This is a genomic window from Hornefia porci (assembly GCF_001940235.1).
Lineage (GTDB): Bacteria > Bacillota > Clostridia > Peptostreptococcales > Anaerovoracaceae > Aminicella > Aminicella porci.
On sequence record NZ_MJIE01000001.1, the window covers coordinates 2,343,320 to 2,364,555 of the forward strand.

Below are 21,236 nucleotides of genomic sequence, written 5' to 3' on the forward strand. Positions count from 1 at the left end.
TGCTCATTAAGCTCCGTCGGACTTAACGGGCACGCATTAAATATTACAACGACGACAAAGGTTTACAGCTTTTATGGAGGGTAAAAAATGAGTAAGCAAATGCTGTTCAGTCCTGGCCCTGTTATGACCAGAGATAATGTGAGAGCATCCCTGATGCATTATGACATCTGTCATCGCAGCAAGGAGTTCGAGGCGATGTACGCCGGTCTGCAGCAGAAGATCCTGAAGATTTTCAACGCAGACGACACCTATAAGGCAGTGGTCGTATCCGGTTCCGGAACCGCCGCGAATGAGACGGTGCTGTCCTCGATTTTCAACGACGGGGATAAAGCCCTGCTGATCCGCAACGGAGAATTCGGAAACAGACTGAAGCAGATCCTGGATCAGTACAGGATCCCTTATGTGGACTGTGCCTTCGACTGGGGCAAGCCGGTGGATGTCGATGCGGTAGAAAAGGCGCTGGCGGAAAACCCGGACGTGAAGGTCATCTGCATGGTCTTCCACGAAACCTCCTCCGGCATGATCAACCCGGTTCCGGAAATCGGCAGACTGGCGGACAAATACGGCAAGATGTATTCCGTTGACTGTGTATCCGCAGCGGCGGGACAGAATATCGACGTGGCGGAAAATCACATTACATTCGCGACCTCCGTCGGCGGAAAATGCGTCGGAGCCTATCCGGGAAGCGCTTACGTCTGCTTTAAGGAGGACGTCGCGAAGACGCTGACTCCGGAGATGGGTAAGAATGTCTACCTGAATCTGGCGAGACATTATCAGAAGGCGGCGGACTGCAATCAGACGCCGAATACGCCGAATGTCACTCTGTTCTGGGCGCTGGACAAGGCGATGGAGAACATCCTGACCGAGGGTCTGGACAAGCAGATTGCCAGATACCGTGAGTGTGCCGGAATCCTGAGGAAGGGCATGAAGGATCTGGGACTGCGCATGCTGCTGCCTGAGGAGCAGATGTCTAACACTGTGACCTCCGTGTTCCTGCCCGAGGGCAAGGATCTGGAGTCGTTCCTGGCGGCGATGGAGGCCGACGGCTATACCGTTTACGCCGGCAAGGGCGTGTTCTATGAGCAGAACATGTTCCAGGTGGCGAACATGGGCGAGATTTATCCGGAGGACTGCAAGAAGTTCCTGGAGGTTCTGGCGAAGAACATCAAATAATCAAACAGATTAAAACAGATTTAATCAGACCATACATATAATGCCTTTGAACGGCGTGTCGCTTTACCGCGGCACGTCGTTCGTGCTATAATGGGCCCATGAGATTACATTACAAAGGACAATTCAGCGGCGACCTGCGGTCGCTGCCGCGCGGGGAGCGGCGGCCGGGTGCGGTACCCTTCCGGGAGCCGGAGTCGATGGGCGAGCTGGCGAAGCTTACCTCCGTTATCGCGGTGGTCTGTTTCGTTCCGCTGTTTCTGCTGTATGAATGGCTGGGACATGTACCGCCGTTTTTCGCAGCCTGCTTCGGCGTGCTTCTCTCCTTCGCGGCGGCGCTGCCGCATGAGCTGCTGCACGCGGTCTGCTTCCGGGAGGACGTTTATTTGTACCACAACCTGAAACAGGGCATGCTTTTCGTGGTCGGACCGGAAACCATGAGCCGGAGCCGGTTTATCCTGATGTCGCTTCTGCCTAACCTGGCGTTCGGAATTCTGCCGTTCGCGGTTTTCCTGCTGGATCACGAGATGACGGTTCTGGGCGCGATGGGAATGACGGCGGTTCCGATGGGCGCGGGGGACTATCTGAACGTCTGGCACGCGGTGCGTCAGATGCCGAGAGGAGCCCGGACGTACCTGGACGGATTCCATTCCTGGTGGTACATGCCGGCAGAGGGTCCGACTGATGAAAATGGGAACAATAGAACGCTGTAAAAATATTACGTTCGCATATAAACGAACGATACCGCCGGAGACATTCGATTTTTTTCTTTTATGAGCAGGCTTCCGGAGGCGTTCCGGTCACCCTGTGATATAATGACTGTGTATTTTTTGACTGCACAAATCAGAGTCGGAAACGAGTATTAACCACAGATATATTGTAGTAGACAGAAAGGAAGTAAACTATGGGCGGTTTCTTTGGAGTGGCTTCTAAGACGAGCTGTACCAATGATTTGTTTTTCGGGATCGATTATCATTCTCATCTGGGCACGCGCCGGGGCGGCATGGCCGTATACGGAGAAGACGGATTTCACAGGTCCATTCACAATATAGAAAATTCTCCGTTCCGGACCAAGTTCGACGGAGATCTGGATGAGCTGGAGGGGAGAATGGGAATCGGATGCATTTCGGACATGGATCCGCAGCCGCTTCTGATCCGGTCTCACCACGGGAGCTACGCCCTGACCACGGTGGGAAAAATCAATAACGTGGAAGAACTGGTGAATCGGGCCTATGAGCGGGGGAATTCCCACTTCATGGAAATGAGCGGCGGCAAGGTCAACGATACAGAGCTTGTCGGCGTAATTCTGGATCAGGCCGGAAACCTCGTGGATGGACTTCGTCTGGTGCAGGAATCGGTAGACGGTTCCATGTCGATTCTTCTGATGACGCCCGCCGGAATATACTGCATGAGAGACCGCCTGGGAAGAACACCGGTGGTGATCGGCAGAAAAGACGGTGCGTTCTGTGCATCCTTTGAAAGCTCCGCATACATCAACCTCGGCTATGAGGATTACTATGAGCTGGGTCCCGGTGAAATTGTCCATATGACCTGCGAAGGAATTGAAACACTGAGTCCGGCCGGAGAGGAAATGAAAATCTGCACCTTCCTGTGGGTGTATTACGGATATCCGACTGCCGCCTATGAGGGTGTCAATGTGGAGGCTATGCGGTACCGGTGCGGGAGCATGCTGGCGAAACGGGACGATGTGGACGCGGATATCGTCGCGGGTGTGCCGGACAGCGGCATCGCCCATGCTATCGGGTATGCAAATGAATCCGGGATTCCTTACGCCCGTCCGTTTATCAAGTATACGCCGACCTGGCCGCGATCCTTCATGCCGACCCGGCAGAGTCAGAGAGACCTTATCGCGCATATGAAGTTGATTCCGGTCCAGTCGCTGATTCACGACCGTTCCCTGCTGCTCATCGATGATTCCATCGTCCGCGGCACGCAGCTGGGACAGACCGTGCAGTACCTGTATCAGAAGGGAGCGAAGGCGGTGCACATCCGTCCGGCGTGTCCCCCGCTGATGTACGGCTGCAGATATCTGAATTTCTCCCGGTCCAGATCAGAGTATGATTACATCACCCGCCGGATTATCCGGGAGAGAGAAGGCGAGGACGTGAAACCTGAGGTTCTGGCGGATTATGCGGATCCCGACAGCACGAACTACTGCGAGATGCTGGAGGAAATTCGTAAACAGCTTGGCTTTACGTCCTTGGCGTACCAGCGCCTGGACGATCTGATCGAGTCCACCGGCATCGAACCCTGCAAGCTGTGCACCTACTGCTGGAACGGCGCGGAGGACTGACACATCGAGCGGCGTTCTACGGCGCGGAAGGCTGACACGTCGAGCGGCATTCTACGGCGCGGAGGCCTGACACGTTGAGTGGCGAGCCGGAGGCGAAGGCAGAGAGAGGTAATACAAAATGAAACAGAACGTGAAAGACATAACTGTGGTCATCGGGCATAAGAATCCGGACACAGATTCCATCTGCTCCGCAATCTGCTACGCGGAGCTGAAGCACCGGATCGACGGCAGAGAATATATCCCCGCGCGGGCGGGCGAGGTCAACAATGAAACAGCCTTTGTGCTGGATTACTTCGACGTAAAAGCCCCGAGGATCATCACCAACATCACCACACAGGTCAGAGATATCGAAATCCGGGACACCCCGGGGGTGAACAGGACTTTGTCGATTAAAAGAGCCTGGCAGATGATGCAGGAACGGGACGTGGTGACGCTTCCCATCGTTGACGGCGAGGGAGAGATGGAAGGTCTGATTACGGTCTCGGACATCGCTCACAACATCATGGATGTGTACGACAACCGGATTCTCTCGCGGGCGCACACTTTGTACTCCAATATCCTCGACACCATCGACGGCGAGATGATCCTGGGAGATCCCTCGGTCGTTCTGGACGAGGGAAAGGTGCTGATCGCCGCGGCGAATCCGGATCTGATGGAAAACTATATTGAGAAAAACGACATCGTCATCGTGGGAAACCGTTATGAATCCCAGCTCTGCGCCATCGAGATGGAAGCGCGGTGCATCATCGTCTGCGAGGGCTCGCCGGTATCCAAGACCATCCGGAAAATGGCTCAGGCACGAGAGTGCTACATCATCAGCACGCCCTACGACGCGTTCACGGTATCCAGCCTGATCAATCAGAGCATTTCCATCGGGTATTTCATGAAGGACGCCAAGAAACTGACCATGTTCGACGACACAGATTATATCGACGAGGTCAGCGATGTCATGAAGAACAAAAGATACCGGGATTTTCCGATCATCGGCGGAGACGGGAAATACATCGGCATGATTTCCCGGCGTAACCTGCTGGGCGCTCAGGGCAAGAAGGTTATTCTGGTGGATCACAATGAGCGGAATCAGTGTGTCAGCGGCATTGAGTACGCCGATATTCAGGAAATTATCGACCACCACAGGATCGGAGCGCTGGAAACCATCTCGCCGGTTTTTTTCCTGAACCGGCCGGTGGGGTGCACTGCGACGATTATTTATCAGCAGTACAAGCAGTACGGCTTTGATTTCGACCGGAAAACGGCAGGACTGCTCTGCAGCGCGATTCTTTCGGATACGCTGATGTTCCGTTCGCCCACCTGCACCGAGATAGATGAGGCGGCGGTCCGGGAGCTGGCTCCGATTGCGGGAATCAATGTGGAGGAGTATGCGGATCAGATGTTCTCGGCGGCCGGCGATCTGGAGGGAAAGTCCATCGACGAGATTTTCTATCAGGACTTCAAGCGGTTCAATGCCGGAAACGTGAATTTCGGCGTCGGCCAGGTTGTGTCCATGAACCGGAACGAGCTGCTGGGGCTGAAGGAGCGCCTGCTGCCGTTCATGGAACAGGCGCGGGAGGATCTGAAGCTGGATATCATCTATTTCATGCTGACGAACGTGCTCTCCGAGGCGTCCAGCATCATCAGCGCGGGCGAAGGCGCATCTGAGCTGATATATGATGCGTTCCGGGGCAGTGCGGTCAGCGCGGTCCCGCATCCGGAGGACCCGGAGCTGATTCACCTCATCGGAGTCATGTCGAGAAAGAAGCAGCTGGTTCCCAGAATCATCACTGCTCTGCAGGATCGGAAATCGTAGGAAACAACGTAAGTCCGGCGAGACGGTTCTGTTCCGCGCGCCGGAAGACGTCTGTCGCGGTTTCGCGAAGCAGCGGAGCGGCATTTTTAATCGCGTCCTCGATGCTGCGGCTGCCGCGCAGAGTGACGATTTCAGTCAGGCCCCGGGACAAAAGAAGATCCGCATCGGGCGTCCGGTCGCCGCACACGGCGACGCAGGGGACGCCGGCGGCTCTGCACCGGCGCGCGACGCCCTGACAGGCTTTGCCGCCGGCCGTCTGACCGTCAATCCGACCTTCTCCGGTGACGACGAGATCAGCGCCCGCAAGCCTGCGGTCGAACTCCAGAAGATCCAGAACAGCGTCGATGCCGGAGCGTATCTCCGCATGACAGAACGCAAGGAGGCCGAACCCCAGTCCGCCGGCAGCACCGGAGCCGGGGATTTCATGGAGACCGGTTTCCGTATACCGTTCAACGATATCTGCATAATGTGTGAGCCCCTCCTCCAGCAGAAGCTGCTCGGCGGGGGAGGCGTTTTTTTGTGCGCTGAAAACCATGGTGGCGCCGTCGGGACCGAGGAGCGGGCTGGTGACGTCACAGAGAACCGTGACCGTGACGTTTTTCAGGAGCTCATCGCAGGCTGTCTTGTCGAGGAACGCGATTTTCCTGAAATTGGACGGAAAGGGCGGCAGGACTTGTCGATGAGAGTCAAGAAAGCGCACTCCGAGAGCCGCAGCCATGCCCATGCCGCCGTCATTTGTAGCGCTTCCGCCGATCCCGATGAAAATGTTACGGCAGTCTCGCAGCACTGCGTCCTGCAGCATTTCACCGGTTCCGTATGTGTTGGAGCGGAGGATGTCGCGGTCATGCGGAGATACCCGCATCAGACCGGAGGCCGCGGCCATTTCCATCACAGCAGTATTCCCGCGTATTCCGTAATCCGCTGTGATTCTGCGTCCGAGAGGATCGTGGAGACGCGCGTGGATCCGGCGCGCCCCTGTGGCGGACAGAATACAGTCCACCGTGCCCTCTCCGCCGTCCGCCAGCGGGAGGGTCAGAATTTCCGCGTCAGGCCAGACCTCGGCTGCGGCGCGCGCGATGATGCCGGCGGCGTCAGCGGCACACAGCGATCCTTTGAATGAGTCCGGCGCGATAATGATTTTCATGGCAGCCTCCTTATGCAACGGTAACTTTCTTTCTGCTACTCAACGGAAATATACTCAGTTTACTATATATTTGCACATTTTTCAATCAATTCCCTTTACGCATTGTACGCTCAGCCATCGTGTGCACAGCAATCGAATGCGCCTCAGATATCAATAATACAGGGAGCCTGTTCGATGGCCTGCCGTGAGGTTTTCAGGAGATTTATCCAACAACCCTGCGGCAGCGGAATTCGTAAACGTCTGAGCGGAATTTTGATTCGGAAATGACCGGCCGGAATTTTGTTGACAAACCGAGACCCGGGTGCTAAGATTATTGTTAGCCAATTAAAAATTAAAAGGGTGACAATATGAAGAGGGATGACGGGGCCCCGCCGTCCGGTGGGAAAACGCCGGGCTGCGGCCCTCCGGAGATGTCCCGGGAGGAGAGAACCATGAACAGAAACCGTACACAATACCTGATTCTGACTGCTTTGTTCACGGCGCTGACGGCAGTCGGAGCGTTCATCAGAATTCCGGTGGGACCGACGCCGATTACGCTTCAGCTCCTGTTTATCGCACTGGCCGGGGTTCTGCTGGGGCCCCGGTGGGGAGCGCTGTCCCAGCTCCTCTATGTGGGGATGGGACTGGCCGGCGTGCCGGTTTTCACCGGAGGCGGAGGGCTTTCCTATGTGTTCAGCCCCAGCTTCGGATATCTCATCGGGTTTATCTTTGTGCCCGTCATCATTGGGTTTATCACTCAGAGGGAGACAAGGCCGGGATTCCTGCGGATTTTCCTGGCGACTATGCTGGGAATCTTCGTTTGCTACTGCATCGGCGTTCCATATATGTACATAATTATGCGGAATGTGATGAACGTGGACATCAGTTTTGCCCGGACAGTCATGATCGGATTCGCGGTATTCATTCCGGGAGACATCGCCAAGAGCCTGATTACGGGATACCTTGGAAAACGGCTGGTGCCGGCCATTCGGAGAAGCACCGCCGGAGCGGAGAAGGAACAAAGAAAACAGCGGGCGGCGTAGGGCAGACGGCCCGCGGAGTGTGCGCACCTCGGAGAAATGAAGAGAAATGATTCGGAAAAGAACACTCGCGGGTAGGATATGGAAAAATATCCCATGGGAGATCTGCCGGCCCGCTGAGAGCGCCGGTGCGAGTGAAAAATTGGTAAAATAAACAGCGATACCATTTATCAGAAATTTCGCGTTAGACGCATTAAACTTCAGAGGCAAGTGTTTGCAAGGGGAGCATGAAAGGTTGAAATTCCGTGCCTCCTCTTTTTTGTGTAGGAAAAAATACATTGTATACCACCTTAATTTGCAACTGATTCCGTTGACTTTGAGAATCATAAAGAGTAAACTAAAGTTGACTTTGTATACACAATAATGGTCAGACTTATTCGTCGCCGCCACAGGCTGATGCGGCGGGACGTAATTTACTATTAAGTAAAGGAGGAGTTAGTAGTTATGAGTACTAATCAAGGCGGAACAGCTACGGGCAACGAAAACCTGATCGCTTTTGTTTTCTGTAGTGGCGATGCTGCCGGCAAAGAGAGACTTGCGAACTGTGGTTCCTGCAAGGAAGCCGTTGAAAGCGGATTCCTGCGCGACGAGTGCAAGAACGGATGCGTGGGAATCGGATCCTGCATCGAGGCCTGCAAACAGGATGCAATGAAACTTGTAGACGGCAAAATCATCATCGATCCTGAGAAGTGCGACGGATGCGGCGATTGCGCCAAGGAGGACGTCTGCCCGCAGCTTCTGATCCGGATGATCCCCAGAGATGCGACCAACTTCATCCCATGTTCTTCTAAGGAAGAAGATGACGATCGGACGAGAGAGATCTGCGGATACGGCTGTATCGCATGCGGGGACTGCGTAAGAGCATGTCCGGAGGGCGCTGTCGATATCATTGACAACCATGCGGTTATCGATTATGACAAATGCGTCGGCTGTGTTTCCTGCACAGTGAAATGTAAGAAAAAGATCATTGTGGATACGCTGCACGATCTGACCGCTCTGAAAGAGAAGGTCGCCTTCGTGAGATGCAGCGGCGGCTATAAGCCCAACAAAAAGTATCAGGAACTGGGGTACGAGGACTGCTGTGACGTTGTGAACAACGTGAATCCTAAGGACTACGATCTCTGCACCACAGGCTGCACCGGCCTGGGGAACTGCACCAGAGTATGTCGCTACGACGCCATCCATGTCGTAGACGGAACCGCGATCGTCGATCCCGACAAATGCGTCGGCTGCAAGGACTGCACCTATGCATGTCCGAAGGGCCTGATCACGATGGTGCCGTATGGCGGGACCAAGCTCGTTCCATGCTCCTCCACGGCAGACTATGAGGATAAGGCGGCGGTATGCGATTCCGGCTGCATCGCCTGCGAGGACTGCGTGAACAACTGTCCGAACGACGCGATCTATATGGATGAGAAGCACGCGGTCGTCGATCCTGAAATCTGCGAGGACTGCAACATGTGTCAGTACATGTGCACCAGATACGTTATCAGAGAACAGGTCGTTCCAGAGAGCATCTTCCTGCAGAGAGAAGCTCTCGGTCTGACGGAAGGAGAGTGATCACGGTGAGAAATCTCAAGACAATGGACGGAAACGCGGCAGCAGCTCACGTAGCATACGCATTCTCGGAAGTTGCGGCTATTTATCCGATCACGCCATCCTCGCCAATGGCTGAGAACATGGATGAATGGGTTTCCCAGGACAGAACGAACATCTTTGGTGAAAAAGTCAAGATCATTGAAATGGAATCTGAAGCGGGCGCGGCAGGCGCCGTTCACGGCTCCGTCGTAACCGGATCGTACACTTCCACGTTTACGGCTTCACAGGGTCTTCTGCTGATGATTCCGAACATGTATAAAATCGCGGCAGAGCAGACGCCGACTGTTTTCCATGTGGCGGCCCGCTGCGTATCCACTCACGCGCTGAATATTTTCGGCGATCATTCCGACGTCATGGCGTGCCGTCAGACCGGCTTCGCGATGCTGGCTTCCAACAGCGTCCAGCAGGTTATGGATCTGGCAGCCGTCGCTCACCTGGCGACTATTGGCGGACATCTTCCGATGCTGCATTTCTTTGACGGGTTCAGAACCTCTCACGAGCAGCAGAAGATCGAGACATGGGATTACGATGAGCTGAAATCCATGGTGGACTGGGATGCGGTCAGACATTACAAGCAGAATGCTCTGAATCCGAATCATCCGAAGGCGATGGGATCTGCGGAGCAGCCGGAGGCGTTCTTCCAGCACAGAGAAGCGTGCAACACCGTTTACGATGAGACGCCGGACATCGTCAACAAATATATGCAGATGGTCAACGAGAAGATCGGTACCGACTACAAACCGTTCAACTACTACGGTGCGCCGGACGCGACCGACATTATCGTCGCGATGGGTTCCGTGTGCGACGCTGCGGAGGAACTGATCGACCATATGCTGAAGGACGGCAAGAAGGTCGGCATCCTGGAGGTGCATCTGTACAGGCCGTTCTCTGCGAAATACATGCTGGCGGAGATGCCGGAGACCGTAGAACGGATTTCGGTCCTCGACAGAACCAAGGAGCCGGGCGGCATCGGCGAACCGCTGTATCTGGACGTGGTTTCCGCGCTGAAGGGGACTAAATTCGAGACAGCGACGGTATGCAGAGGCCGTTACGGACTGGGCTCCAAGGACGTGCAGCCGGGCGACATCCTCGCGGTGTATGAGAACATGGCCGCGGCGGAGCCGAAGCCGGAGTTCACTTTGTCCATCAATGACGACGTCACTCACCTGTCGCTGACGCCGAGCCATTATCCGGACACCGCTCCCGAAGGCACAAAGGCCTGCAAGTTCTGGGGTCTGGGTGCAGACGGCACAGTCGGCGCCAACAAGAACAGCGTCAAGATCATCGGCGACCATACCGACAAAAAAGTACAGGCATACTTCCAGTACGACTCCAAGAAGTCGGGCGGCGTCACCATTTCGCATCTGCGTTTCGGCGACAAACCGATCAGATCCACATATTATGTCAAGCAGGCAGACTTTGTGGCGTGTCACAATTCCGCGTATCTGCAGAAATATGACATGGTGCAGGACGTCAAGCCGGGCGGATTCTTCCTGCTGAACTGCGTCTGGAATGACGAGGAGCTGGAGGAGCATATTCCGGCAAAGGTCAAGAGATATATCGCAAAGAACAACGTTCAGTTCTACACCTGCGACGCCGTTTCCATCGCAAAGGAAATCGGTCTGGGCGCACGGAGAACGAATTCCATCCTTCAGGCTGCGTTCTTCAAGCTCGCGGATATCATTCCGATCGACGAGGCGGAAGGCTACATGAAGGAAATGATTAAGAAGAGCTACGGCAAGAAGGGTCAGAACATCGTCGATATGAACTGCGCTGCAGTGGACGCCGGAATCAAGAACGTCCACAAGGTGGAAGTCCCCGCTTCCTGGGCGGAGGCTCCGGACGATCCGGAACCGGCGAAGCTGGTCGGCCGTGATGAAGAGATGTCGACCTTCCTGAATGACATCCTGGTGCCGATGGCGACCATGAACGGAGACAATATTCCGGTATCGGCGTATATGACTTCCGCAGACGGAACCGAACCTTCCGGCACGGCTGCCTTCGAGAAGCGCGGCATCGCCACGGATGTTCCGAAATGGATCAAGGAAAACTGCATGCAGTGCAACCTGTGCTCCTATGTCTGCCCCCACGGCGTCATCCGGCCGTTTGTCATGGATGAATCCGAGGTTGCGGGAGCGAACGGTGATTACCTGCCGATGAAGGGTACAAAGGACAAGTTCTTCTCCATCGGTATCTCCGCTCTGGACTGCTCCGGCTGCGGATCCTGCGCGGACGTATGCCCGGCCAGGAAGAAGGCGCTGGAGATGAAGCCCGCGGAGGACGAGATCGTTCAGAGCAGTCAGAAGAAATTCGATTACCTGTTCAAAGACGTTCCGGAGAAGGAGGTTCCCTTCAAGTCGAATACAGTCAAGGGATCTCAGTTCCTGCGGCCGCTGCTTGAGTTCTCAGGCGCCTGCCCGGGATGCGGAGAGTCTCCTTACGCCAAGCTGGTTACACAGCTTTTCGGAGACAGAATGTACATCGCGAACGCGACGGGCTGCTCCTCCATCTGGGGACACAGTGCTCCGAGCACGCCGTACACGGTCAACAGGGACGGACGCGGTCCGGCATGGTCCAATTCCCTCTTTGAGGACAATGCGGAGTTCGGACTCGGTATGGCGACATCCGTAAACAACAGAAGAGATGAAGTGAAGCACGCGGCGGAGAGACTCGTGGAGACCATCGGAGTACCGGCCAAGGCGTGGCTGGCGACCATGGATGATGCGGAATCCTCCGGCATTACCGGCGACAATCTGGTCGCTGCCTGCGAGAAGATCGCGGACAGCAATGAGGACGCCCGGTTCGTTCTGGACAATAAGGATATGCTGGTCAAGCCGTCCATGTGGATCTTCGGCGGCGACGGCTGGGCTTATGACATCGGCTACGGCGGACTGGATCACGTCATCGCCTCCAGACAGAACGTGAATATCCTGGTATTCGATACCGAGGTTTACTCCAATACAGGCGGACAGGCCTCCAAGTCCACCCCGACCGGCGCTGTGGCGAAATTCGCAGCTTCCGGCAAAGAGGTCAAGAAGAAGGATCTGGCGCAGATCGCCATGGCTTACGGCTACGTATATGTCGCCAAGATCGCGATGGGAGCCAATCCTGAGCAGACGCTGAGAGCGCTGAGAGAGGCCGAGGCTTACGACGGACCTTCCCTGATTCTCGCGTATGCGCCGTGCATCAACCACGGAATCAAGAAGGGCATGAACAAGGCCATGCTTGAGATGAAGGAAGCGGTACGCTCCGGATACTGGAATCTGATGAGATTCAACCCGGCGGTCGCTGAGGAGGGCGGCAACCCGCTGTTCCTCGACAGCCACAAGCCGACCGACAGCTTCCGTGACTTCATCATGGGCGAAGTCCGTTACAACTCGCTGAAGCTGAAATTCCCGGAGAGAGCGGAAGCTCTGTTCACGCAGTCCGAGAAGGAATCTGTGGAGAGGTATGAACATCTGCTTCAGGAAAAGAAGAGCTACGACAATTAGGAAAGGAGGGTTCTGAAGATGAAAAGGTTTGAAATTCTAAGTAAGAGAAAACTTAACGATAATATCACCTGGCTGGTGATCAGCGCACCGCTGGTCGCCAGAAAGGCGAAACCGGGTCAGTTCATTATCCTTCGTACTGACGAATATGGTGAGAGAGTTCCTCTCACCATGGCGGGGCATGACTCCGAGAAGGGCACTATCGACCTGATTTACGCGGCGGTCGGCAGATCCACCATGCTGATGGATCAGATGGAGGTCGGCGACTGCTTCGCAGACATCGTCGGGCCGCTGGGAAAACCGACGAACATGGAAGGACTGAAAAAGGTCTGCGTCGTCGGCGGAGGCACCGGAAACGCTCTGGCGTATCCTCTCGCAGTCGGAATGCATAATCACGGCATCCACGTGGATATGATCACCGGCTTCAAGAACAAAGATCTGGTCATCCTGCAGGATGAATTCGCGGCGGGTACAGACCGTCTGTTCCTGGTGACCGATGACGGAAGCGCGGGAGAGAAGATGTTCACCACCGAAAAGCTGGAGCAGCTGATCAATGAAGGCAACGAATACGACGAAATCGTTGCGATCGGACCGCCGATCATGATGAAGTTTACCTGTCAGATTGCAGAGAAGCACGGAATCAAATCCATTGCCTCCCTGACGGCTTATATGATCGACGGAACCGGAATGTGCGGCGGCTGCCGCGTCAACATTGACGGCGAGGACAAGTTCGTCTGCGTGGACGGACCGGAATTCGACGGCTCCAAGGTTGACTGGGACGAGGTGCTGCAGAGAAGCGCGTACTATGGCGAGCAGGAAAAATACGACAGAGAACACGTTTGCCGTCTGACAGGAGGTGTACGTTACTATGATTAATTTGAGAACCACCAAGAATCCGATGCCGGAGCAGGATCCGAATGTCCGCAACAAGAACTTTCTGGAGGTAACCCTGGGCTATACTCCGGAGCAGGCGATCAGCGAGGCGATGAGATGCGTCCGGTGCAGAAAGAAACCCTGCATGTCCGGATGTCCGGTCATGATTAAGATTCCTGATTTTGTGGCAAAGGTCGCAGAGGGAGACTTCGAGGCGGCGTACCAGATCATCAGCGAGGACAGTTCCCTTCCTGCGATCTGCGGACGTGTCTGCCCGCAGGAGAACCAGTGTGAGGGCGAGTGTGTCCGCGGCGTCAAGGGCGAGCCGGTTTCCATCGGCCGTCTGGAGCGCTTTGTTGCGGACTGGCACGCGGCGAACTATGGCGACGAGGAGATTCCGAAGGCAGAGAGCAACGGCCATAAGGTTGCGATTATCGGAGCGGGCCCTGCGGGACTGGCGTGCGCCGGCGATCTGATCAACAAAGGCTATGAGGTGACGGTCTTCGAGAGTCTGCACAAGACCGGCGGCGTGCTGGTGTACGGTATTCCGCAGTTCCGTCTGCCGAAGGAAATTGTGGCTGCAGAGGTGTCCAAGCTGGAGGCAAAGGGCGTCCGGTTCGTTACAGACGCCATCATCGGAAGGGCGATTACGGTAGATGAGCTGATCAGGGACGAGGGATATGAATCCGTATTCATCGGAACCGGCGCAGGTCTGCCGTCCTTCATGCATATTCCGGGAGAGAACCTGCTGGGCGTTGTCTCCGCGAATGAGTACCTGACCAGAATCAATCTGATGAAGGCCTATAAAGACGAATATGATACGCCGATCATGCACCGCAAGCGCATCGCAGTCGTCGGAGGCGGAAACGTCGCGATGGACGCCGCCAGATGTGCCAAGAGAATGGGCGCGGACGATGTGTACATCATTTACCGCCGGTCCGCGGATGAGATTCCCGCCAGAGCCGAGGAAATCCATCACGCGGTGGAGGAAGGAATTATCTTCCACTATCTGACGAATCCGGTCCGTATCCTGGACGACGGCAACGGCGACGTCAAGGGCATCGAATGCGTTAAGATGGAACTGGGTGAGCCGGACGCCTCCGGCAGAAGACGCCCGGTTGAGATTAAAGGCTCCAACTTCGTCGAGGACGTGGATTACGTCATCATGGCGATCGGAACCAAGCTGAACAAGCTGATTCTCGATACCACAGAGAATCTGGAGCCCAACGAGAGAGGCGGAATCGGGACCGACGAGAAGGCCAACACCAACCGTCCGGAGATCTTCGCGGGCGGAGACGCGGTGACAGGAGCTGCGACCGTCATCAAGGCGATGGGCGCAGGCAAGGTTGCCGCGGCCGGAATCGACGAATATCTTTCCAGATAAGCCTGAACAAAGGCTGATTCGGGCGCACAGAAGCGCCGGAATCAGAAACGGCTGAAATGCAGCCGCCGCACGAAGCGATTCGTGTGGCGGCGCTTTTATTGTTCGGAAGAAACAGCCGGATCCGTCTTTTGTGCGACATCACAGAGGAAACTCTATAATATAACAGAAATTTGTGTTACAATAATACTGCGGTCTAATCATTGAGAGGAGAAAGCTCATGAAAAGAAGAATCAGACTGATCGTGTGTATGACGGCATTTGCCATGGTCATGACGACTGCGGGCGCATTCGCCTGCACGGGTATGTACGTCGGCAGAGATGTCAGTAAAGAGGGAACAACACTTATCGCGCGGAGTGAGGACCAGGGCGGCGGAGCCTATAACAAGATGTTCAAGGTCCAGAAGCGAATCACCAGATCCGGCCGGTATTATAAAGACACCGGTACCGGCTTCAAGGTTAAACTGCCGAAGACCACCTACAAGTTCACCTACGTTCCGGATTCCTCCGACGCAGAGGACGGCCAGTATCCGGCTTCCTGCACCAACGAATACGGCGTAGCTGTGGTCGGAACAGTTTCCACGGAGGTCAGCGAGGAATACGAGAAGGCCGATCCGGTGAAGGACACCGGAAAGGGTCTGCGTGAGGCGATCCTTCCGGGACTCGTGGCGTGCCAGGTGAAGTCCGCGAAACAGGGCGCGCAGCTGCTTGCCCGTCTCCACGACAAGTACGGTGCAGAGGAATGGAACACCATCCTCCTGTCCGACAAAAAAGAAGCGTGGATCTTTGAAAACTACGGGGGACACACATACTGCGCCATGAAGCTGCCGACGGATAAGGTGGCGGTATTCGGCAATCAGATCATGATCGGCACAGTGGATCCCGGCGACAAGTCGAATTACATTTTCTCGAAAAATCTTTTCTCTACAATCGACAAGGTGGGAGCCGTGAAGGAGGACGGAAAATACAATCTGGCCAAATCCATCGCGGGATTCCGGGAGGAATACTCCAATATGAGAACCTGGGAGGGCCACAGAGTTCTGGCGCCGTCCGACGCGGGAGATTACGACAATGACAAGTTCTATCCGCTGCTGTATTCTCCGGACGAAAAGGTTTCCGTGACACAGATTATGAAGCTGTTCCGCGACCGCTATGAGGGAACCAAATATGATATGTCGGATGCGGCCAACGCGACGAGACGGCCGATCGGCACCACGCGATCCTCCGACGTTCATATCATCCAGACCTACGCGAAGCTTCCGACAGACGCCTGCCAGGTGCAGTGGCTGCTGATGGGGAATGCGGAGCATTCAGTCTTTGTTCCCAGCTTCAGCGGGATCACAGACACTGCCGCGGAATACAAGGTGGACGGCTCCGCGGTGAGCACCGGAAGCGCATACTGGATGTTCAAGAGAAACGCAACCCTGGCGCAGTCCGACCGGAAATTCCTGAGTAAGGGCACCAAAGACTTCTGGAGCAGACAGGAGGCGAAGGAGAACGCACTGGTGCAGAAACAGCTGAAAACGGTGACGGCGAAGTACAAGAAGAGTAAGAAGACCGGACGCGCATATGTCACATCCATCGGAAAGGCGGCGGCGAAGAAGCAGCTGAACAATTCCACCGTGCTGTACCGGGCTCTGGAGTACACCGCGACGAATAATGATAATGACCGCGGCAGCGACAAAGGAAAGGTCACATTTACCCGTCCGGTGTCCCTGAAGACATACGCCGAGGCGAAGGGGTTCAAGGTCACGGTGAAAGGAAACCGCTATACACTGAAAAAAGGTAAAGATACCTTTGTTCTGAAAAATAAGGCGAAATCTGTTTACAAAAACGGCGAATACACGGACGATCTGATCTATCCGGTTTACAAAGTCGGAAAGACCGTCTACGCGCCGGCCGGATTTACCGGATATCTGAAATAGACAGACAATAGACAGACATGAGACGCTGTTACAGGATTTGAACTGAAAATGATCAGACCGCATATCGGGGAAGTCTCCGTTTCGGACGGGCATGACGACAGAGCGTGCCTGCCGGGGCGGGGCTCCTTTTTTTACGATTTTTACGTTCATTTAACACTACTATGGTTACGGTCTTTACATTCGATCGCTATTATATAGCTGTAAACAGAAAAACGATCGCCGGTCCAAAAGCGTGGCTGGTCGGATCGGTGAAAATGAAAAAAATAAATTAGGAGGAATATCATAATGGAACTGAAGAGAATGAAAAAGGTACTTGCAGTCGGCGTGATTGCCGCGATGGCAGCCACAATGTTCACTGCCTGCGGGAGCAGCTCATCCGGGTCGTCCGGCTCAGACTCATCGGGGAAGATCAGCGTCATCTCCAGAGAAGAGGGATCCGGAACAAGAGGCGCGTTCATCGAGCTGTTCGGCATTGAGACGAAGGACAAGGACGGAAACAAGACGGACAACACGATCAAGGATGCAGAGATTACTAACAGCACCGCGGTCATGATCCAGACTGTTCAGGGTAACAAATCCGCCATCGGTTACATCTCGCTGGGGTCTTTGGCAAGCTCTGTAAAGGCTCTGAAGGTTGACGGAAATGAGGCGTCTGTCGAGAACGTCAAGAAGGGGACCTACAAGGTATCGAGACCGTTCAACATCGTTATCGGAAAGAAGACCAACGCCGCTTCGAAGGACTTCATCAACTACATCATGAGCAAGGAAGGCCAGAAAATCGTTGAGAAGGAAGGCTACGTTCCGGAAGACACAAGCAAATCCTACACCAAGAGCGACGCGTCCGGAAAGATTTCAGTAGCGGGCTCCTCTTCCGTAACTCCGCTGATGGAGAAGCTGGCGGAAGCCTATCAGAAGGTGAACAGCGATGTCAAGGTCGAGGTACAGGAGTCTGACTCCACCACCGGCATCACCTCCGCGACCGAGGGTGTCTGCAACATCGGCATGGCGTCCAGAGACCTGGAGAAGGAAGAGACCGACAAGGGCGTCAAGTCCAAGGAAATTGCCAGAGACGGAATCGCGGTCATCGTCAACAAAGACAACAGCGTCTCGGAGATCACCAGCGAGCAGGTTCAGAAAATCTACACCGGTGAAATCACCAAATGGGACGAGCTGAAATAAGACGTGAAATAAGACGGAGTAACGTAAATGGACAATAGCTTGAAAGAAAGGGGCATGCGGCTGGTATTCCTACTGGCGGCATGCGCCTCTATTATAGCCGTCGCGCTGATCTGCATCTTTATCTTCGGAAACGGCGTGCCGGCTATTCATGAAATCGGATTTGTCCGGTTCCTGACCGGAGTCAACTGGGAACCGTCCCGGGATGTATACGAGATCCTACCGATGATTATCGGAAGTATCTACGTAACCGCAGGCGCGATTATCATCGGAGTGCCGGTGGGGATCCTCTGCGCCACCTTTATGGCCAGATTCTGCAATGACCGGCTGCATCGGCTTCTGAAACCGGCGATCGATCTGCTCGCGGGCATTCCGTCCATCGTCTACGGATTTTTCGGACTGACGGTGATCGTGCCTCTCATTCAGCAGATGTTCGGAACAAACGGAAAGGGCATCCTGACTGCCTCGCTGATGCTGGGCATGATGATCCTTCCGACGATTATCGCGGTTTCGGAATCCTCCATCCGGGCCGTGCCGGAAAGTTACTATGAGGGCTCCCTCGCACTGGGAGCGACCCATGAGAGAAGCGTGTTCTGCGCGGTTCTTCCGGCGGCGAAGTCGGGAATCGTGGCGGCGGTGATCCTCGGAATCGGACGCGCCATCGGAGAGACGCTGGCGGTGTCCATGGTAATCGGGAATCAGGCGCTGGTGCCGGACAGCGTGCTGGCCGGAGCCCGGACCATGACGACCAATATCGTACTGGAAATGGGCTACGCCACCGGTCTGCACAGGAGAGCGCTGATCGCCACGGCGGTGGTGCTGTTCACCTTCATTCTGATCATCAATCTGCTGTTTGCCATCGCGAAGGAAAGAGGTGAGAAGAATGACTGAGTATTACAGAAATCACAAAGGATCACTGGTGCTGCGGCTTCTGGTCTATCTTTCTGCGGTGCTGACAGTGCTGGTGCTGGCGGTTCTGATCGGATATATTCTGATTAAAGGAATCCCCAACATCACGCCGGAGCAGTTCCAGTGGAAGTACACGACCCAGAATGTCTCCATGATGCCGGCCATCTTCAATACATTGACAATTACCGTTCTGTCACTGCTGGTAGCCGTACCCTTCGGGGTGTTTTCCGCGGTTTACCTGGTAGAGTATGCGGAGCGGGGAAATAAACTGGTGCGGGTGATCCGTCTGACCACGGAAACCCTGTCCGGAATTCCATCCATCGTCTACGGACTGTTTGGATTCCTGTTCTTTGTCGTCGCCCTGGGATGGGGGCTTTCCATCCTGGCGGGAACCATGACGCTGGCAATTATGATTCTGCCGCTGATTATGAGAACGACAGAGGAAGCGCTGAAGTCTGTACCGGACAGTTACCGGGAGGGCAGCTTCGGCCTTGGTGCGGGAAAGCTGAGAACCGTTTTCCATATCGTACTGCCATCAGCAGTGCCGGGAATACTGGCCGGTGTTATACTTGGAATCGGCAGAATTGTTGGTGAAACGGCGGCTTTAATTTATACAGCAGGTACAGTTACAGGCGTTGCGACGGGTCTGCTCCATTCCGGAAGGACCTTGTCTGTTCACATGTACGCGCTCTTATCAGAGGGTCTTTACATGAAGCAGGCCTACGCAACGGCTGTGATTTTGCTGGTTATGGTAATTATTATCAATGCGGTCTCCGGTCTGATTGCCGGAAAGGTCGCCGGAAAGAATAAAAAGGAAAACTAGAAATGGACAAATTTACGATAAGGGATTTGAATCTGTATTACAGCAGCTTTCATGCGCTGAAGTCCATCAATCTGAACCTGCCGTCCAATGAGATCACAGCGTTTATCGGGCCCTCCGGCTGCGGGAAATCCACGCTGCTGAAGACACTGAACCGCATGAACGATCTGGTTGAGGGCTGCCGCATCGAGGGAGATGTGCTGCTGGACGGACAGGATATCTACGATTCACGGATGGACGTGAACCACCTGAGAAAGCGCGTCGGAATGGTGTTTCAGAAGGCGAATCCCTTTCCGATGAGTATTTATGACAATGTCGCCTACGGTCCCCGTACACATGGCGTCAAGAACAAAACACAGCTGGACGAGATTGTGGAATCCTCGCTGCGGGGAGCCGCCATCTGGGACGAGCTGAAGGACCGGCTGAAGAAAAACGCGATGGGACTGTCCGGAGGACAGCAGCAGCGGCTCTGTATCGCACGAGCCCTGGCCGTGCAGCCGGAGGTACTTCTGATGGACGAGGCGACCAGCGCCCTGGATCCGATCTCCACCTCCAAGATTGAAGATCTGGTTCTGGAACTGAAGAAGAAATACACGATCATCATGGTGACGCACAATATGCAGCAGGCGCTGCGTGTCGCGGACAACACGGCGTTCTTCCTGCTGGGCGAGATGATCGAATACGACCGGACGGAGAAGCTGTTCTCAGTACCGTCGAACAAGAAGACAGAAGAGTATATTACAGGGAGGTTTGGCTGATGAGAAACCGATTTGACGCTCAGCTCGCTCAGCTCAATGTGGAGCTGATCAAGATGGGAAGCCTTTGCGAGCTGGTGATCTCCAACTCGATGAACGGACTGCTGGAGGATAATGACGAGCTGCTGAAAATCGTCGAGGAGACGGATCCGGAAATTGATGAGAAGGAACGTGAAATCGAGACGATGTGTTTCAAGCTGATGCTTCAGCAGCAGCCGGTAGCGCGGGATCTCCGGACGATTTCCGCTGCGCTGAAGATGATTACGGACATGGAGCGGATCGGCGATCAGGCGTCGGATATCGCGGAGATCGCGAAATACATAGAGGGCGAGGATTCCAAGCATCATACTCACTTGAAGGCGATGGCGGAATCTGCTGCAGATATGGTCACCAGAGCGATCCGCTCCTTTGTGGAGAGGGATCTGGATCTGGCCTATGAGGTCATGAAATCGGACGATGTGGTAGACCGGCATTTCGATGAAATGCGGGAAGACCTCATCTCCATGATCCGCAGCGGGGAGGATTCTCCGGAGCTGTGTCTGGATCTGCTGATGATCGCCAAATACTGCGAGCGCATCGGAGACCATGCGGTCAACATTGCCGAATGGGTGGAATTCGCGATTACCGGCGTGCATATCAGCGAGGAGCTCAGAAACGAGAATGCGAATCCGGGGACTGAAACAAAATAATTCCGACCCGAAAATGGAACAAAAAACACAACACTCCTGTTATCTATGCTATAATAAACTGTGTCTGCCCGTTAAATCCCTGCCGGATTTAATGGCGCTGACGTCGGTTTATCGGCAGCTCTGCGGCGCACAATCCGCACAATACGGTGGAAGGGCGCGTGAATGACT

At 54.7% G+C, this 21,236-nt stretch carries 16 protein-coding genes; 15 read left to right on the top strand and 1 reads right to left on the bottom strand.

Going from position 1 to position 21,236, the window contains the following annotated elements; genetic code table 11:
- Window positions 1-87: 87 nt before the first annotated feature.
- From BHK98_RS10835 to BHK98_RS10850, 4 genes are all read left to right on the top strand, one after another.
- Window positions 88-1,173, top strand: a complete 1,086-nt coding sequence (locus BHK98_RS10835) for a pyridoxal-phosphate-dependent aminotransferase family protein (RefSeq protein WP_075714189.1) — start codon at window positions 88-90, stop codon at window positions 1,171-1,173.
- A gap of 98 nt (window positions 1,174-1,271) precedes the next feature.
- Complete coding sequence (locus tag BHK98_RS10840) at window positions 1,272-1,883, top strand: DUF3267 domain-containing protein (protein WP_075714190.1); 612 nt, start codon at window positions 1,272-1,274, stop codon at window positions 1,881-1,883.
- A 191-nt stretch (window positions 1,884-2,074) separates the two neighbouring features.
- Window positions 2,075-3,484, top strand: coding sequence for an amidophosphoribosyltransferase (locus tag BHK98_RS10845; RefSeq protein WP_075714192.1), 1,410 nt, complete (start codon window positions 2,075-2,077; stop codon window positions 3,482-3,484).
- Between the two features lie 118 nt (window positions 3,485-3,602).
- The gene (locus tag BHK98_RS10850; RefSeq protein ID WP_075714194.1) at window positions 3,603-5,291 is read left to right on the top strand and encodes a putative manganese-dependent inorganic diphosphatase; all 1,689 of its coding nucleotides are present in this window, start codon (window positions 3,603-3,605) and stop codon (window positions 5,289-5,291) included.
- On the opposite strand, the gene BHK98_RS10855 is transcribed toward BHK98_RS10850, so the two are convergent.
- Window positions 5,263-6,435 (bottom strand): glycerate kinase, encoded by a 1,173-nt coding sequence (locus BHK98_RS10855; RefSeq protein ID WP_075714196.1) that lies wholly within the window; start codon window positions 6,433-6,435, stop codon window positions 5,263-5,265. The genes BHK98_RS10850 and BHK98_RS10855 overlap by 29 nt on opposite strands.
- Window positions 6,436-6,866: 431 nt before the next feature.
- Between BHK98_RS10855 and BHK98_RS10860 the strand changes: the two genes are divergently transcribed.
- The 11 genes from BHK98_RS10860 to phoU all read left to right on the top strand — a co-directional run bounded on the left by BHK98_RS10860 (window position 6,867) and on the right by phoU (window position 21,068).
- A complete protein-coding gene (locus tag BHK98_RS10860) occupies window positions 6,867-7,457 on the top strand; it encodes a biotin transporter BioY (protein WP_075715158.1) in 591 nt (196 codons plus the stop codon).
- 441 nt (window positions 7,458-7,898) lie between these two features.
- Complete coding sequence (locus BHK98_RS10865) at window positions 7,899-9,014, top strand: 4Fe-4S dicluster domain-containing protein (protein ID WP_075714198.1); 1,116 nt, start codon at window positions 7,899-7,901, stop codon at window positions 9,012-9,014.
- Window positions 9,015-9,037: 23 nt separating this feature from the next.
- Entirely contained in the window at window positions 9,038-12,544 is a 3,507-nt protein-coding gene (gene nifJ / locus BHK98_RS10870) for a pyruvate:ferredoxin (flavodoxin) oxidoreductase (protein WP_075715160.1), read from the top strand.
- Between the two features lie 18 nt (window positions 12,545-12,562).
- On the top strand, window positions 12,563-13,417 hold the full coding sequence (locus BHK98_RS10875; RefSeq protein ID WP_075714200.1) for a sulfide/dihydroorotate dehydrogenase-like FAD/NAD-binding protein: 855 nt from the start codon (window positions 12,563-12,565) through the stop codon (window positions 13,415-13,417).
- Entirely contained in the window at window positions 13,410-14,798 is a 1,389-nt protein-coding gene (gene gltA, locus BHK98_RS10880) for an NADPH-dependent glutamate synthase (RefSeq protein ID WP_075714202.1), read from the top strand. Before BHK98_RS10875 ends, gltA begins: the two co-directional genes overlap by 8 nt.
- Window positions 14,799-15,015: 217 nt before the next feature.
- A complete protein-coding gene (locus BHK98_RS10885) occupies window positions 15,016-16,719 on the top strand; it encodes a C69 family dipeptidase (protein ID WP_075714204.1) in 1,704 nt (567 codons plus the stop codon).
- Between the two features lie 285 nt (window positions 16,720-17,004).
- A complete protein-coding gene (locus tag BHK98_RS10890) occupies window positions 17,005-17,898 on the top strand; it encodes a substrate-binding domain-containing protein (protein ID WP_245796876.1) in 894 nt (297 codons plus the stop codon).
- A 27-nt stretch (window positions 17,899-17,925) separates the two neighbouring features.
- A complete protein-coding gene (gene pstC, locus BHK98_RS10895; protein WP_075714205.1) occupies window positions 17,926-18,786 on the top strand; it encodes a phosphate ABC transporter permease subunit PstC in 861 nt (286 codons plus the stop codon).
- Window positions 18,779-19,627: a phosphate ABC transporter permease PstA gene (gene pstA / locus BHK98_RS10900; protein WP_075714207.1), complete on the top strand. Its 849-nt coding sequence runs from the start codon at window positions 18,779-18,781 to the stop codon at window positions 19,625-19,627. The genes pstC and pstA overlap by 8 nt, the downstream gene beginning before the upstream one ends.
- Window positions 19,628-19,629: 2 nt before the next feature.
- A complete protein-coding gene (gene pstB / locus BHK98_RS10905; RefSeq protein ID WP_075714209.1) occupies window positions 19,630-20,382 on the top strand; it encodes a phosphate ABC transporter ATP-binding protein PstB in 753 nt (250 codons plus the stop codon).
- Window positions 20,382-21,068: a phosphate signaling complex protein PhoU gene (gene phoU / locus BHK98_RS10910; protein ID WP_075714211.1), complete on the top strand. Its 687-nt coding sequence runs from the start codon at window positions 20,382-20,384 to the stop codon at window positions 21,066-21,068. Before pstB ends, phoU begins: the two co-directional genes overlap by 1 nt.
- Window positions 21,069-21,236 lie beyond the last annotated feature (168 nt).